The 14,561-nt window shown below is 66.0% G+C and carries 15 protein-coding genes; 8 read left to right on the top strand and 7 right to left on the bottom strand.

Features of this window, described 5'->3' with window-relative positions; translation table 11 throughout:
• Positions 1 to 123: 123 nt before the first annotated feature.
• The 4 genes from E1H16_RS05595 to E1H16_RS05580 are packed head-to-tail and all read right to left on the bottom strand — an operon-like array spanning position 124 to position 4,368.
• Positions 124 to 1,896 carry an acetyl/propionyl/methylcrotonyl-CoA carboxylase subunit alpha gene (locus E1H16_RS05595; protein ID WP_134322704.1) on the bottom strand — a complete coding sequence of 591 codons (1,773 nt, stop codon included), beginning with the start codon at positions 1,894 to 1,896 and terminating at the stop codon, positions 124 to 126.
• A gap of 29 nt (positions 1,897 to 1,925) precedes the next feature.
• On the bottom strand, positions 1,926 to 2,528 hold the full coding sequence (locus tag E1H16_RS05590; protein ID WP_134322703.1) for a Maf family protein: 603 nt from the start codon (positions 2,526 to 2,528) through the stop codon (positions 1,926 to 1,928).
• A complete protein-coding gene (locus E1H16_RS05585) occupies positions 2,525 to 2,761 on the bottom strand; it encodes an acyl-CoA carboxylase subunit epsilon (protein WP_134322702.1) in 237 nt (78 codons plus the stop codon). The genes E1H16_RS05590 and E1H16_RS05585 overlap by 4 nt, the downstream gene beginning before the upstream one ends.
• Complete coding sequence (locus E1H16_RS05580) at positions 2,758 to 4,368, bottom strand: acyl-CoA carboxylase subunit beta (protein ID WP_134322701.1); 1,611 nt, start codon at positions 4,366 to 4,368, stop codon at positions 2,758 to 2,760. The genes E1H16_RS05585 and E1H16_RS05580 overlap by 4 nt, the downstream gene beginning before the upstream one ends.
• Positions 4,369 to 4,489: 121 nt before the next feature.
• Between E1H16_RS05580 and E1H16_RS05575 the strand changes: the two genes are divergently transcribed.
• The 4 genes from E1H16_RS05575 (at position 4,490) to E1H16_RS05560 (ending at position 10,424) form a co-directional block, all read left to right on the top strand.
• On the top strand, positions 4,490 to 5,257 hold the full coding sequence (locus E1H16_RS05575) for a biotin--[acetyl-CoA-carboxylase] ligase (RefSeq protein WP_243837727.1): 768 nt from the start codon (positions 4,490 to 4,492) through the stop codon (positions 5,255 to 5,257).
• A gap of 113 nt (positions 5,258 to 5,370) precedes the next feature.
• Positions 5,371 to 6,114 (top strand): PH domain-containing protein, encoded by a 744-nt coding sequence (locus E1H16_RS05570; RefSeq protein WP_134322699.1) that lies wholly within the window; start codon positions 5,371 to 5,373, stop codon positions 6,112 to 6,114.
• A gap of 147 nt (positions 6,115 to 6,261) precedes the next feature.
• Positions 6,262 to 7,455 (top strand): exonuclease SbcCD subunit D, encoded by a 1,194-nt coding sequence (locus E1H16_RS05565; RefSeq protein ID WP_134322698.1) that lies wholly within the window; start codon positions 6,262 to 6,264, stop codon positions 7,453 to 7,455.
• Complete coding sequence (locus E1H16_RS05560) at positions 7,452 to 10,424, top strand: AAA family ATPase (protein WP_134322697.1); 2,973 nt, start codon at positions 7,452 to 7,454, stop codon at positions 10,422 to 10,424. The genes E1H16_RS05565 and E1H16_RS05560 overlap by 4 nt, the downstream gene beginning before the upstream one ends.
• Positions 10,425 to 10,513: 89 nt before the next feature.
• Here E1H16_RS05560 and E1H16_RS05555 read toward each other — a convergent pair whose 3' ends face one another.
• Together E1H16_RS05555 and E1H16_RS05550 are read right to left on the bottom strand one after the other, a co-directional pair.
• The gene (locus E1H16_RS05555; protein ID WP_134322696.1) at positions 10,514 to 11,005 is read right to left on the bottom strand and encodes a MaoC/PaaZ C-terminal domain-containing protein; all 492 of its coding nucleotides are present in this window, start codon (positions 11,003 to 11,005) and stop codon (positions 10,514 to 10,516) included.
• A 5-nt stretch (positions 11,006 to 11,010) separates the two neighbouring features.
• A complete protein-coding gene (locus tag E1H16_RS05550) occupies positions 11,011 to 11,310 on the bottom strand; it encodes a Rossmann-fold NAD(P)-binding domain-containing protein (protein WP_134322695.1) in 300 nt (99 codons plus the stop codon).
• A 293-nt stretch (positions 11,311 to 11,603) separates the two neighbouring features.
• Here E1H16_RS05550 and E1H16_RS05545 point away from each other — a divergent pair, with 293 nt between their 5' ends.
• Complete coding sequence (locus E1H16_RS05545) at positions 11,604 to 11,963, top strand: hypothetical protein (protein WP_134322694.1); 360 nt, start codon at positions 11,604 to 11,606, stop codon at positions 11,961 to 11,963.
• A 5-nt stretch (positions 11,964 to 11,968) separates the two neighbouring features.
• Here E1H16_RS05545 and E1H16_RS05540 read toward each other — a convergent pair whose 3' ends face one another.
• Positions 11,969 to 12,538: a TetR family transcriptional regulator gene (locus E1H16_RS05540; protein ID WP_134322693.1), complete on the bottom strand. Its 570-nt coding sequence runs from the start codon at positions 12,536 to 12,538 to the stop codon at positions 11,969 to 11,971.
• Between the two features lie 112 nt (positions 12,539 to 12,650).
• On the opposite strand from E1H16_RS05540, the gene E1H16_RS05535 reads away from it, so the two are divergent.
• Genes E1H16_RS05535 through E1H16_RS05525 form a run of 3 tightly spaced genes read left to right on the top strand, consistent with a single transcriptional unit; the run spans position 12,651 to position 14,553 of the window.
• Positions 12,651 to 13,265 carry a biotin transporter BioY gene (locus tag E1H16_RS05535; RefSeq protein WP_134322692.1) on the top strand — a complete coding sequence of 205 codons (615 nt, stop codon included), beginning with the start codon at positions 12,651 to 12,653 and terminating at the stop codon, positions 13,263 to 13,265.
• Positions 13,266 to 13,291: 26 nt separating this feature from the next.
• Positions 13,292 to 13,960 (top strand): energy-coupling factor ABC transporter ATP-binding protein, encoded by a 669-nt coding sequence (locus E1H16_RS05530; protein ID WP_243837683.1) that lies wholly within the window; start codon positions 13,292 to 13,294, stop codon positions 13,958 to 13,960.
• Complete coding sequence (locus tag E1H16_RS05525; RefSeq protein WP_208378869.1) at positions 13,954 to 14,553, top strand: energy-coupling factor transporter transmembrane component T family protein; 600 nt, start codon at positions 13,954 to 13,956, stop codon at positions 14,551 to 14,553. The genes E1H16_RS05530 and E1H16_RS05525 overlap by 7 nt, the downstream gene beginning before the upstream one ends.
• Positions 14,554 to 14,561 lie beyond the last annotated feature (8 nt).

The raw sequence follows: 14,561 nt of genomic DNA, 5'->3' as shown, positions 1-14,561 counted from the left end.
CGGCCCAGCACCTAAGCCAGGTGCTGGGCCGCTGTCGTTACCGTTCTGCGGGGGAATGGGTGCCGATAATCGTCGACTATCGGTACCCACTCCACCGCAGATCCGCGGGTGCGGGGTGGAACGCTACTCGGCGTCCTTGATTTCGCAGATCACCGCGCCCTGCGTGACCGAGTCGCCGGTGGCGCCGGTCAAGCCGGTGATCACGCCGGACTTGTGCGCGGCGACCGGGTTCTCCATCTTCATCGCCTCGAGGACGACGACCAGCTCGCCTTCCTCGACGCTCTGACCCTCCTCCACGGCGATCTTCACGATCGTGCCCTGCATCGGAGCCGCAACGGCGTCGCCGGAGGCAGCGGAGCCGGAGCCACCGCCGACCTTGCGCTTGGCGGCCTTCTTCTTCGGAGCGCCGCCGTTACCGAACGAAAGATCGCCGGGCAGCGACACCTCGACGCGCTTGCCGCCGACCTCGACGACGACCTTCTGCCGTGGCAGTTCCTCTTCGGCAGCCTCACCGGGTGCGGTGAACGGCTCGACCTGGTTGTCCCACTCGGTCTCGATCCAGCGCGTGTGTACCTCGAAGCCGTCCTCGGTGCCGATGAACGCCGGGTCGGAGACGACGGCGCGGTGGAACGGGATGACGGTGGCGATGCCCTCGACCTGCAACTCGGCGAGCGCGCGGCGCGAACGCTCCAGCGCCTGGGTGCGGTCCTTACCGGTGACGATCAGTTTGCCGAGCATCGAGTCGAACTGCCCGCCGATGACCGAACCCTGCTCGACACCGAAGTCCATGCGCACGCCCGGGCCCGAGGGCTCGACGAGCGTGCTGACCGTGCCGGGAGCCGGCAGGAAGTTGCGTCCGGCGTCCTCACCGTTGATGCGGAACTCGATCGAGTGACCGCGGGGGGTCGGGTCCTCGTTGTATGGCAGCGGCTTGCCCTCGGCAATCGCGAACTGTTCGCGGACCAGATCGAAGCCGGCGGTCTCCTCGGTGACGGGGTGTTCGACCTGCAAGCGGGTGTTCACCTCGAGGAACGAGATGACACCGTCCTGACCAACCAGGAACTCGCAGGTACCCGCGCCGTAGTAACCGGCCTCCTTGCAGATGCGCTTGGATGCGGCGTGGATTTCGGCACGCTGCTCATCGGTCAGGTACGGAGCCGGAGCTTCCTCGACCAACTTCTGGTTGCGGCGCTGCAGCGAGCAGTCGCGGGTGCCGACGACGATCACATTGCCGTGCTGGTCGGCGAGCACCTGGGACTCCACGTGTCGCGGCTTGTCCAGGAAGCGCTCCACGAAGCACTCGCCGCGGCCGAAGGCGGACTCGGCCTCGCGTACGGCGGAGTGGAACAGCTCCGGGATCTCCTCCATAGTGCGCGCGACCTTCAGGCCACGCCCACCGCCGCCGAAGGCAGCCTTGATCGCGACGGGCAGGCCATGCTCCTTCGCGAATGCGATGACCTCATCCGGGCCGTTGACCGGATCGTTGGTGCCCGGTACGAGCGGCGCACCGGCCTTGGTGGCGATATGCCGCGCGGTGACCTTGTCGCCAAGCGCCTCGATCGCCTCGGGAGACGGACCGATCCAGGTCAGGCCCGCGTCGATGACGGCCTTCGCGAACAGCGCGTTCTCGGACAGGAAGCCGTACCCGGGGTGGATCGCGTCCGCGCCGGTCTGCGTGGCTGCGTTGATGATCTTGTCGAAGACCAGGTACGTTTCCGCGGAGGTGCCACCGTTCAGCGCGACGGCCTCGTCGGCGATACGCACGAACGGCGCATCGCGGTCCGGGTCGGCGTACACCGCGACGGAGCCGATACCGGCGTCCTTGCACGCGCGAATGACGCGTACCGCGATCTCGCCACGGTTGGCAACAAGCACCTTCTTAATGGTGGCAGGCATTTCTGGGCCTTTCATTTTTCTGGTCTGCTTTAGGAAAGTGTGGTGGTGAAGTGCTGACTGATGTCAATGCCGACGTCACAGAGCATCCGGCGCAGCAGCGGCAGGCTGATTCCGATCACGTTCGTGTGGTCGCCCTCGAGGCGCTCGACGAACCAGCCGCCGAGTCCGTCGATGGTGAACGAACCGGCCACGCGCAGTGGCTCGCCGGTTGCGACGTACGCCGCAATGTCGGCATCGCTCATCGCGCCGATGTGCACCTCTGTGCTCGCCGCCGCGCTCACGGTGCGGTCCCCGGCAATGACGTGGTGCCCGGTGTGCAAGGTGCCGTGATTGCCGCGCATCTGCTTCAGCCGCTTGGTGGCGTCTTCGGCGTCCGCCGGTTTACCGCGCACCTCGCCGTCCATCTCGAACATCGAGTCACACGCGACGATGACGGCGCCCTCGAGGCGTCCGGCGACCTCGCGGGCTTTCGCCTCGGCGAGCGCGATGACCTGCTCGGCAGGTGACGCTGCGCCCAACTGCGCGAGCAGGGCGTCCTCATCGACGCCCGAGACGACTACCTCGGGATCGATGCCGGCGGCCTGTAACGTCGCCAGGCGCGCCGGCGACGCCGAGGCGAGCACGAACCTCATCGGGGGCTGAACTCCGCCCGCCAACCGCCGTGGCCGGCCGTGCCGATCGAACGCATCCGGCGGGCCGGGCTCGCCCAGCCACCGACGGGCGTCGGCTCGGGTTCCTCGCCTCCGCCAGCGCTCGCCGCGGCGAGGATGACGGTCAGCGCTGCGAGTTCCTCGGCCGTCGGGTTGCCCGAGGAGACGCGGAACAGAACCTTGAGTTCGTCCGGCTTGTTCTCGTCGGCGCTCACAGCGGGATGTTTCCGTGCTTCTTCGGCGGCAGAGTCTGTCGCTTGTTCTTCAGCGCCCGCAGCGCCCGGGTGACGTTCAGGCGGGTGTTCTGCGGGTTGATAACGGTGTCGATGTAGCCGCGCTCTGCCGCGATGTACGGGTTGGCGAGGGTCTGCTCGTACTCGTCGATCAGTTCCTGACGCTTGGCCTCGACGTCGCCACCCTCGGCTTCGACGGCCTTGAGGGTGTTGCGGTGCAGGATGTTGACCGCGCCCTGCGCGCCCATCACTGCGATCTGACCGGTGGGCCAGGACAGGTTGATGTCTGCGCCGAGGTGCTTGGAACCCATCACGTCGTACGCGCCGCCGTACGCCTTACGGGTAATCACGGTGACCTTCGGGACCGTCGCCTCGGCGTACGCGTAGATCAACTTCGCGCCGCGGCGGATGATGCCGTTCCACTCCTGCGCGGTACCGGGTAGGAAGCCGGGAACGTCGACGAAGGTGACGACCGGGACGTTGAACGCGTCGCAGGTGCGCACGAACCGCGCGGCCTTCTCCGAGGCGTCGATGTCCAGGGTGCCGGCGAACTGCATCGGCTGGTTCGCCACGATGCCGACGCTCTGTCCGTCGATCCGGGCGAAGCCGCACAGGATGTTCGGCGCGAACAACGGCTGTACCTCGAGGTACTCGCCGTCATCGACGACGTGCTCGATGACCTGCTTCATGTCGTACGGCGTGTTCGGCGAGTCCGGGATTGCCGTGTCCAGCCAGATGTCCTCTTCGCGGCCGGAGAGGTCCTCGCCCTGGCCCTCGGTCTCGGGGGCGAGGTCGAGGTTGTTCGACGGCAGGTACGACAGGATCGCCTTGACGTACTCCAGCGCTTCTTCCTCGTCGCTGCCCATGTAATGCGCGACGCCGGAGGTGGCGTTATGCGTCTTCGCGCCGCCCAGCTCTTCCATACCGACGTCTTCGCCGGTGACGGTCTTGATCACGTCAGGACCGGTGATGAACATGTGCGAGGTCTGGTCGACCATGACAGTGAAGTCGGTGATCGCGGGGGAGTACACCGCGCCACCAGCGCAGGGGCCCATGATCACGGAGATCTGCGGGACGACGCCCGAGGCCCAGACGTTGCGCTGAAAGATCTCGCCGTACAGGCCGAGCGAAACGACGCCCTCCTGGATGCGCGCGCCGCCGGAGTCGTTCAGGCCGATCACGGGGCAGCCGATCTTCATCGCGAAGTCCATGACCTTGACGATCTTCTCGCCGAAGACCTCGCCGAGCGAACCACCGAACACGGTGAAGTCCTGGGCGAACACGGCGACCTGACGGCCGTCGATCGTGCCGTAGCCGGTGACGACGCCGTCGCCGTACGGCCGGTTCTTTTCCTGGCCGAATGCGGTCGAACGGTGCCGCGCGTACTTGTCCATCTCGATGAAACTGCCCTCGTCGAGCAGCATGTCAATTCGCTCGCGGGCGGTCTTCTTACCGCGGGCGTGCTGCTTTTCCACGGCAACCGCGGAGCCTGCGTGGGCGACCTCGGCCTTGCGGCGCTCCAGGTCGGCGATCTTTCCAGCGGTGGTGGTCAGATCGATCTCGGGTGCTTCATTAACGGTATCGGTCACGAGTTGCACTTTAACGTGGCGCTACGTCGAACTGACGCTCAGCCGTCTAGTTAACCACTGACGAACTCATCACGTCCGGTTCACAGCGCGCTGCGGCGCGCTCAGTAGGCTGCATGTCGTGATGCTCAATGCCGACCTGGTGCGCCGCGACCTAGACCCGTTCTGGACCTCGCTGGAGGTCGTGGAACAGACCGGTTCGACGAACGACGATGTGCTGGCCGCCGCCGGCGCCGGTACGCCTCAGGGAATGGTGCGGGTCGCGGAGTTTCAGTCCGCCGGACGCGGACGGCTCTCGCGGCAGTGGGAAGCGCCGCCAAGATCATCGGTGATGTTCTCGGTACTGCTGCGTCCGAGCGTGCCGATGAGCCGGTGGGGCTGGATTCCGCTACTGACCGGGCTGGCGATCCACGACGTACTGCTGGCGGCCGGCGCCGATGTCGCGCTGAAGTGGCCGAACGACGTACAACTCGGGCCCGAGCGCAAGAAATGCGGCGGGATCCTCACCCAGGCCACGGCCGATGCTGTGGTGGTCGGTATCGGGCTGAACGCAATCTCGTACGACGGCATGCCCGAGGTCGCAGCGGCGATCGACACTCAGTGGCAGGTTGAGCGCGAGGATCTGCTGCGCAGGATACTGAACTCGTTGGCCTCGAGATATGTCGCGTGGGACCGTAATGACGGGTCGATGTCCGACGTCCTCGATGCATACCGCGCGGCGTGCGGCACCATCGGCCAGCGGGTCAAGGTCATCCTGCCGGGCGTTGATGATCCGGTAATCGGCACCGCGCACGATGTCGATGCTGACGGACGCCTGATGGTGCAGCGCGAATCCGGGGAAGAACTGATCGTCGGCGCCGGGGACGTCGTACACGTCCGCCCGGTCCGGTAACTAGCGCCGCGAACCACCGCAGATCACCAAGGCGTCACGCGGGCGTTTCGTACGCCCGGTGGACGACCCGGCGGTAGATTGAGGTTCTGAGACCCGCGATCGCTGGAGGACCGGTGGGATTTCCCGAGAACATACTGACCAAGGACGAAAAGGTCGTGCGGACCCTGCATCCGCATTGGCTCACGGTCCTCATGCCGACGATTTTGGGAATCGTCATCATCGCGGCCGCTGCGGTCATCGTGTGGCTTACCCCGGTCGACCCCACCTGGGACATCGTCGACTGGGTCGTGATCGCGATCGCCGTCATTGCGCTGCTGTGGTTCGTGCTGGTGCCGTTCCTGAGGTGGCGCACGACCCACTACGTCTTCACGAACAAGCGAGTCGCCGTACGGCGCGGCATTCTGTCCAAGTCGGGGCAGGACATCGCGCTGTCGAAGATCACCGACGTGTCCTTTCATCAGTCGCTGCTGGATCGGATTACCCGTTCGGGCACGCTGAACATCGAGACCGCCGGCGACAGCGACGATGAGGACTTCAACAACATCCCCCGCAGCAATGAGGTCCAGCAGTTGCTGAATCGACTGATCGAGGACGACTCGGCCGCGCGTGGCGGCTTTGGGATGGCCGCATTCCAGGGACACCACGCACCACCGAGCACCGAGTTCGATGGGCCGGTCCGTGACCGGCATTCCGCCCCGCCGAGTCGCGGGAGAGGGGATACGTCGACGTATGACACTCCGCCCCCACAGTCCGATACACGGCCGCCTCAGGATGCGTGGGAGACCGGCCGCACCGAAACCCGGCCGTACGATGCGCCCGATTCGCACGGCGGCTGGGAAACCCCGCCGGCCCGCTGAGCCCACTGACGCGAGCGCACGTGTCGCCGACGCCGCGACGCCGGTAGGCCACCGATTGCGACTTCGGCCGACTCGGCGATCCGGCTGTGAGCGGCGCGCCGTCCTCGGGTCCAAAAACTTGTCGGAGTCCCGCCATACGTTGGGTGTATGCGGATTTTGCACACCTCCGACTGGCACGTAGGTCGCCGATTCAACGAGCATGAGGTGCTCGATGATCTCGGGCTCGTCCTCGACGAGCTCGTTGCGGTCGTGCGCGGTCAGGAGATCGACGTCGTCATCATCGCCGGTGACGTTTTCGATAGGGCTGCGCCGTCGGCGGAGTCGGTGGCGTTCTTGTCCGAGCGGCTCCGGCTGATCCGCGATGCCGGCGCGCAGATCGTGATGATCAGCGGCAACCACGATGGCGCCTCGCGTCTGGGTTACGGGAGTTGGGCGGCGGCGGCCGGCGGGCTGCACATCATTACCCGCGTCGATCAGATCGGTACGCCGGTCGAACTGTGCGATGAGCACGGGCCGGTCTACTTCTACGGGATCCCGTTCCTGGACCCGAAGATCGATCGTGGCCATTTCGGCGACGACCAGCTCATCAGCCACGAACTGATCCTAGATGCTGCGATGGACCGGGTGCGCGCTGATATCGCCGATCGTGATGCGCGGCGCTCGGTTGTCCTGGCGCACTGTTTCGCCGTCGCTGGAGAGCGGGGCGGCGCGCTGCCGGTCGGTGCGGAGATTGCCGACGACATCACCGACTCGATGCGCTCGATCGCCTGTGGCGGCGTTGAGGTCGCACCCACTGCAGTATTCGAGGGAGCGACGTACGTCGCTCTCGGTCACCTGCACTCCCGCAAGAGCATCGCGGAGAACATCCGCTACAGCGGGTCACCGTTGGCTTACTCCTTCGGCGATCGCGGTGAGCGTGGCGCATGGCTGCTGGAGCTGAATGCCGACGGAATCGAGCGGATCGACCCGGTCGCGCTACCGACCCCTCGTCGACTGACCACCATCACCGGCCGGATCGCCGATCTGCTTGAGGACCCGCGATACGACCCCTTCACCGACGACTGGATCACCGCGATCATCACCGATCCGAGCTACCCCCTGGAGGCGATGCGTCGGTTACGGGCGAGGTTCGAATATTGCGTCCGGTTGGAGTTCCGCCCGGATGAAGCCAGCGCGTCCGATGGACTCAGTTACGCACAGCGGGTGTCCGGTAAGAGCGACGAACAACTGACCGCGGGCTTCGCCGAGGAGATGCGCGGCGGGGTCCCGCTCAGCGACATCGAGACCGAGTTGGTGCGTGAGGCCTTCGAAGCGCTCCGGGCGCAGGAGGCTCGTTCATGAGACTGCATTCGCTCAGCATGACCGCGATCGGGCCGTACGTCGACAACCAACGCATCGACTTCGATGCGCTGGCCGACGATGGGTTGTTCCTGTTCACCGGGCCGACCGGCGCGGGTAAGTCGACCGTCCTCGATGCGGTCACCTACGCCCTGTACGGCAAGTTACCGGGCAATCGCGACGGTCACCTGTCGCGACTCAAGAGCGACTTCGCCGCCCCGCAGCAGACTCCCGAGGTCGTGCTCGAGGTGACGGTCGCCGCCGAACGTCTGCGGATTCGTCGTACGCCGGCCTTCGATCGGCCGTCCAAGCGCAATCCGCACAAGGTCACTACGCAGCGTTCCACCGTCGCCGTCGAACGGTGGGTCGATGGCGCGTGGCTTGGTGTCGAAGGTGCGCGTACGGAGCAAGTCGCGAATCAGTGGTTGCACGAGAAGATCGGATTGAACGCCGATCAATTCACCCAGGTCGTACTACTACCGCAGGGCCAGTTCGCCGAGTTCTTGCACGCGAATGACGACGTCCGCGAGAAGTTGCTGACCTCGCTGTTCGACGCGCATCGATTCAAAGAGGTCGAGTCCTGGTTCGAAGAGCGGCAGCGTGCCGAAGCGGCGCTCGCTGCCGAGGCTGATGAGCGCGTTCGGACGCTGCGTACCCGGGCTCAAACCATCGCCGATCTCGGCGATGGCGATCTACCCGAAGTCGTCGATGTCGCATATTTCGAGGATCTGGCCGTCCGACACCAGACGGCTGCGAACGAGACCGCGGTGGCGCTTGAGGTGGCGAAGCGGTTGCGGGACGAGGCCGAGCACCGCGTGCGCGATGCCGAGGCGATCACCGGGCTGCTGGCTGAACGCGCCGACGCGCGGGCGTTGCGGGAGACGGTGGAATCGCGGCGGGCCGAGATGATCGAGCTGCGTGAGCGGGTGGAGCAGGCGAGCGCCGCCGCGCCGATCGCGCCGTTGATCGCTGCCCGCGATGAGCGCGCGAAGACCGAGACTCGAGCCGAGATTGCTTTGTGCGCCGCGCGTGACGCCCTCGGGGCACAGGTGCCGGATACCGCGGCGCTCACCGCAGACCTGTCCGACGCCCGAGCGCGAGTTCGCGCGTTGACTGCCGAACGTGGCGCGCTCAACGAGCAGGTCAGCGCCGAGAGATCGCTCTCGACGCGCGAGCGCGAGCTGGTCGAGGCCGAGTCTCAGTCACAACGGGCCGCCGCCGACGTGAGCGCGCTGAAGCAGACGCAGGCCGAACTTCCAGCGCTACGCGACGCTGCCTTCTCGAGGATCACCGACTTGCGTGAGCGGGCGGCGATCCTCGACGACGCTCAGGCGGCGGTCGTCGAGTTGACGCGCGCGCTGAGTGCCGCGAACGAAGGGGCGCAGCTTCGGCCGCGGCTGCGGGAAGCGGAGGATTTCGTCCGCGATAAGCGCGACGGCGTGCTTGGCGCCCGCGAGTACCTCAGCGACTTACGCGATAAGCGGATCGCAGGTATGGCCGCGGAGATCGCATCTGGTTTACGTGCGGGCGAGGCGTGCGCGGTCTGCGGTAGCACCACCCATCCGCAGCCGGCGCGACCTGCCGATGACGCGCCGTCTGTCGAGCAGATTGAGTTGGCCGAGGCCAAGGTTGAGCAAGCCCGACACGTACTCAGCGCTGCCGAATCAAGTGCTGCTGAGCACCGCGAGAAGATTGCGGCAGCGCAGGCGATCGCTGACGGCCGCGAGGCCGACGAGTTGACGGAGTTACTGGCGAACGCGGTGGCGCGTCGCGATGGCGCGGCGGCCGCAGCAGAAGAGTTGCCCCAGGCGCAGTCTGCGCTGAGACTCATCGAGGATGAGATCGCCGAGGGCGAGCGGCGGCTCGCCGAGGCGATCGCGTACGCGGACGAGCTATCGGCCGTACACCGCGAGGCGGCAGATGACCTCGAACGGTGCCGGAACAGTGTCGAGCAGGCGCGCGCCGGATACGAGTCGGTGGCCGAGCGGGTCGCTGGTATCGATACCGAAATCGAACTCATCGAGGCTTACGTGAATGCACACGTGACGTACGACGCGGCGCAGGCCGAACTCGCGGCGGCGACACAAGCGGCCTCGGCCGCGGCCAATCGCGAAGGGTTCTGCTCCGTCGAGGAGGCCCTGGCCGCGTCTATGGGCAAGGAGGCGTTGGTGGCGGCGCGCGAGCAGATCGCCGCGTTCGAGCGCGATGACGCCAGCGCGCAGACGCGTCTGTCCGATCCCAGGCTCGCCGAGTTACCCGATACGGCTCCCGACGTCGAGACGCTGCGCGCGGCAGCGGATGACGCGCGCAGCGCGGAGGAGGCTGCCCGTGACGCGCACACCATGCAGGCCGATCGACGCGATCGACTCACTGACCTGAGCACGCAGGCGCGCGGTGACGTGGCCGACGCGCTCGCGACGTCCGCCCGTGCCGCTGAGGTGCGCGAACTCGCGCTGCTCGTGCGCGGGCTGGGCGCGAACTCGAAGAAGATGAACCTGACCGCGTACTTCCTGGCGGCGCGGCTCGAGCAGGTGAGCGAGGTGGCGAGCGAACACTTACGAGTGATGTCTTCGGGCCGGTACACCTTGCGGCACACCGACGTTCGGCGTACGGCGCGCGGGCACGGCGGACTAGGGCTGGAAGTGTTTGACGCGTTTACCGGCAAGCCACGACCGCCACATTCCTTATCTGGTGGGGAGACGTTCGTGGCGTCGCTGGCGCTGGCGCTGGGGCTGGCCGAGGTGGTGACCGCCGAGACCGGCGCGATGACCCTCGACTCGCTGTTCATCGATGAAGGGTTTGGTTCGCTCGATCCGGACACCCTCGACCAGGCGATGAGCGTGCTGGATGGTCTGCGGCAGGTCGGGCGGACCATCGGCGTGATCAGTCACGTTGAGGAGATGCGCACCCGAATTACGAACCAACTCGTCATCGAACGTACCGATCAAGGCTCTCGCGTCCTGCCGCACTAGCGACAGGGCAGGCCGCCGCCGCACTTCGAACACGCAGGGCAGGGCGCCGCGGCGCTTCGGACACGCGTGGCCCAATCAGCGCAGAGACGTCAGCCGGTAGGGCGCTTGTGGAACCAGCCGCGGCCGCTCATCGACGCCACGACCTCCTCGCCGCGCTTGAGTTCCCAGTCGAACGTCAGCGTCTGAAGGTGCGGGCCGCGCGAGGACGACTTCTTCTCGGTGCACAAGATATGCAGACGCAGGACATCGCCCGGATACACCGCTTTGCGCCAGCGCAAGTTCTCGACGCCGGGAGAGGCGTCTGGGGCGATCTTCGATAAGAAGTTGCGCGCGTACAGCCCCATCATCGATGAGGCGGTCCACCATCCGCTGGCGATCAATCCGCCCCAGAAGCTCTCCTTCGCCTGCTCGGGGTCCACGTGGTACCACTGCGGGTCGAATCGCCGCGCGAACTCGAGAATCTCGTCGGCGTCGGCGATGATCTCGCCGAGGTCGAACGTATCGCCGACGTTGATGTCGTCGACCCAGATCGTGGGCTCCTCGCGGGTCGCGGTGAGCGGGCGCGTGTTGACGTTCTCCATACGAGTTACCTTTTCATGTCGGTATGCCGCGGTGGCGTCAGGCCAGCATTCATCGCCGGATCATAGGTACCGCTGGTGGTCAGCACGACGACGGCGCCCTCGGCCAAGTGCTCCCACAACAACCGCACCAGCAGGAAGTGCGCGAGATGATTGACCGCGAACGTCTCCTCGTAACCATCCGCGCTTCGCCCGGTCGCAGTACGCCGTACGATCCCGGCGTTGAGCGCCAGCGCATTGATACCGGTGTTCGCCGACTGTCGAACCACCTGCTCGGCGAAGGCGCGGACCGAGTCCAATGCGGCCAGATCAAGCCGATTGTTGTCGTTGTTGCGGGCACCCCAGCACGGTGCTTCCGGCGTTCTGCAACGCGTTTCTGGTGATTACTCCAAAGCCGGAGGTTGTCCGGTCATGACCACCCTTGCCATTCGGCATCTCCTCACGGCAACGGTTTGGTTGCGAAGAACGATGGCGAGTTCAGCGCACCGAGGTCTGCAGCTGCTGGTGGTGCGCTGTGGCGGGTGGAATCATTCGAGGAACCGCACGCGGGCTTACGCGGTCGTAGTGCGCAATCGTATTGAACTTTTCTCATGGAGCGGACATGTCTGAAGCACGGTTTTCGAAGGGCCGGTTGTGGCAGGACACGCCCGGGGCATTCAAGGGCGCGGTTGCGGTGGCCGTTGTCGCGTGGTTCGTCAGCCTGTCGACGGCGACGACGTCGATGGTGAACGGCGTGATCGCCTCGTGCGATTACTTCGACATCGTCAAAGTCGCGGGCGCCGTCGTGATTGTTGCATTGGTCATTGCCGGTTTCCTCGCCAATGCGAAGTCCGCGCGGCCGCTGCCGTTACCAATTGTGTCCGTCATCGCCGTGGTGCTGCTGGCATGTGCTGTCCTGCTGGCGATCCGCGGATTCGGCGTCGCGCTCAGTCCGTGTCAAAGCGCGAACCCGATCGGATAGTTCGACTAGGCCTCGCTGCGCAGATGTTCGCGCAGTCCGGTCGTCACTAACTCCAACGCGGCAGCGAGATCGTCGTGCGAGGTGATGTCGACGGGCGCCTCGATAGCGCCGGCGCTGGCAGCCTGCAGGTGCGTCTGCATGGCGCCGGTGTGGCCGAACGTCACGTACAACAGCGCCTTCGCTCCGGTGAGCGCGGTGGACTCGGCGAATCCCGCCGCCCGCAGCGTCGTTATCAACTGCTCGACCGGTGAATTGGCGCCGAGCCCGAACGCGTAGACCGTCGAGACGAGTTCGGCGCCATCGCGCCATGCCAACATCGCATCGCGCAGTATCACGCAGATCGCCTTGACCTGCTCCGGCCACGGCGCGTCCTCGTCGATCGGGCGTGCGCCGCGGCGAAGTACCTCGTCGGCCAGCAGCGCCAGCAACTGCTGTTTGTTGGCGACGTGGTGGTAGAGGGCGCTTGGCTGGACGCCGAGTTCGGATGCCAGGCGTCGCATCGATAGGTCCGCCAACCCGTACTCGTCGAGCACCGTCAGGGCGCGGCGGATGACATCGGCGAGGGTGTACCGCATCACAAACCTCCGGGACTTGGCGAATCACCTCGAGCAGTCTAACCTGAACACCGTTCAAGTCGTCCTGAACAATGTTCGGGTCGATGATAGCGAGGAAGGCACGAACCGCCCCATGAGCGCCATAAGTTCACAACAGACCCCGGTCGAAAGCAGCCCGTCACGGCGGCGTTTTTCCGCGGGCGATATCGCGTTGATCGCCGGGTTCGCGGCGCTGATTGCCGTGAGTGCGATCCTGCCCGCGATCACCATCGCCGGGCCGGTCCCGATCACGCTGCAAACGTTCGCCATCTTGCTCACCGGTGCCGTCCTCGGTCCGGTGCGCGGCGTTCTCGCCGTCCTGCTCTACTTGGCGGTCGGTCTCGCGGGGCTGCCGATCTTCTCCGGGGGACGCGCCGGCATCGCCGTGATCACCGGACCCTCGGCCGGTTACATCCTGGCCATGCCACTCATGGCAGCTCTCGTCGGCTACCTGGTCAGTCGGCTGACGCGCCGCAGCGCCGTGCCGATCTTCATCGCCGGCGTGGCCGGCACGATCCTCAGCCACGGGATGGGAATCGTCGGTATGCACCTGCGGGCGGGGCTGACGTGGTCCGAGTCGTTCACCGCCGACCTGGCGTTCTGGCCTGGTGACTTGATCAAATGCGTACTGATGGCCATCGTCGCCACCGCCGTGCACCGCGCCTTCCCGGACATCCTGGCGCGACGCAAGAGGCCGGCAGCCGCTTGATCACCCTCGCCGGGGCCAGCGTCACCGTGCCCACCGCAACGGCCGAACGTACGATTCTGCAGCCGGTCACCCTCGACTTGCCCGAGCGCCGCATCGCGCTCATCGGCGAAAACGGATCGGGCAAATCCACGCTCGCCCGCTTGTTGAATGGCCTGATCGAGCCCACTTCCGGGCGGGTACTGGTCGATGGACTCGACGTCGTGCGCGATGGCGTCAAGGCGCGCCGCAAGGTCGGGTTCATGTTCACCGATCCGGCCGCGCAGATCGTGATGCCCACCGTGATCGAGGACGTCGCCTTGTCGCTGCGGCGTACACATCGCAGTAAGACCGAACGGCGAGAGGCAGCGCTCGCCGTCCTCGCTGAACACGGACTCGATCACTTGGCCGACCAGACCGTGCACGGGCTGTCCGGTGGGCAGCGCCAGATGCTCGCCCTGATCGGAGTACTGGCGACGAGCCCCGACGTTCTCGTCGCCGACGAACCGACCACGCTGCTGGATCTGCGAAACGCTCGACGGATCGGCAATTTGTTGATGTCCCTACCGCAGCAGGTCATCATCGTCACCCACGATCTCGACCTTGCCGCGCGATGCGAGCGTGGAATCGTGGTGGCCGACGCTCAGATTGCGTACGACGGGCCCGCCACCGACGCGGTGGAGTGGTACCGAGCGTCCGTACTGGAGGACGTGTGCTGATCGGGGCGTACCAACCCGGCTCGAGCATCATGCACCGGCTGTCGGCGGGGGTAAAACTCGGCACGTTGCTGGTGCTCGGCATCGCGCTGGCCATCATCGGCGGCTGGCCGAGCGCGGTAGCGGCACTGGCACTGTCCGTCGGGATCGCCGCGCTCGCTCGGATTCGGCTGTGGCGGCTGTTGCGCAGTCTGCTGATGCTCATCGTCATGATGGCCGCACTCGCGGGGTATCTGGCTTGGCAGCATGGCTGGGAACAGGCGCTCGCGGTTAGCGGTGACATGCTGGCGTTGGCCGTGCTGGCCACGGTGATCACCGCGACGACGCCGGTCGATGAGGTGCTGGACGTTGTCACGCGGGCGATACGTCCGCTGCGGCGCGTGGGCGTGAACCCCGACGCGGTCGCGCTGGCCTTTTCGCTGATGCTGCGCGCGATCCCGCTGTCGGTACAGATCGCCCAGGAAACTCGGATGGCCGCAAAAGCCCGCGGGCTACAACGCAACCCGCGCGCGATCCTGTCCCCGATGGTGATTCGGATGATCTCCCAGGCACGACGTACCGGCGAAGCACTTCATGCGCGAGGCGTCGTCGACTAGGCGCTGTA

The organism is Cumulibacter soli (assembly GCF_004382795.1).
Lineage (GTDB): Bacteria > Actinomycetota > Actinomycetes > Mycobacteriales > Antricoccaceae > Cumulibacter > Cumulibacter soli.
Note: the sequence above shows the minus strand (reverse complement) of the source record. Positions and strands in the feature narration are given on the sequence as shown.

Excerpts from the sequence above, each read along its gene's own strand:
- E1H16_RS05595 (WP_134322704.1), bottom strand. The coding sequence starts at position 1,896 with ATGCCTGCCACCATTAAGAAGGTGCTTGTTGCCAACCGTGGCGAGATC.
- E1H16_RS05590 (WP_134322703.1), bottom strand. The coding sequence starts at position 2,528 with ATGAGGTTCGTGCTCGCCTCGGCGTCGCCGGCGCGCCTGGCGACGTTA.
- E1H16_RS05575 (WP_243837727.1), top strand. The coding sequence starts at position 4,490 with ATGCTCAATGCCGACCTGGTGCGCCGCGACCTAGACCCGTTCTGGACC.
- E1H16_RS05565 (WP_134322698.1), top strand. The coding sequence starts at position 6,262 with ATGCGGATTTTGCACACCTCCGACTGGCACGTAGGTCGCCGATTCAAC.
- E1H16_RS05560 (WP_134322697.1), top strand. The coding sequence starts at position 7,452 with ATGAGACTGCATTCGCTCAGCATGACCGCGATCGGGCCGTACGTCGAC.
- E1H16_RS05555 (WP_134322696.1), bottom strand. The coding sequence starts at position 11,005 with ATGGAGAACGTCAACACGCGCCCGCTCACCGCGACCCGCGAGGAGCCC.
- E1H16_RS05545 (WP_134322694.1), top strand. The coding sequence starts at position 11,604 with ATGTCTGAAGCACGGTTTTCGAAGGGCCGGTTGTGGCAGGACACGCCC.
- E1H16_RS05540 (WP_134322693.1), bottom strand. The coding sequence starts at position 12,538 with ATGCGGTACACCCTCGCCGATGTCATCCGCCGCGCCCTGACGGTGCTC.
- E1H16_RS05535 (WP_134322692.1), top strand. The coding sequence starts at position 12,651 with ATGAGCGCCATAAGTTCACAACAGACCCCGGTCGAAAGCAGCCCGTCA.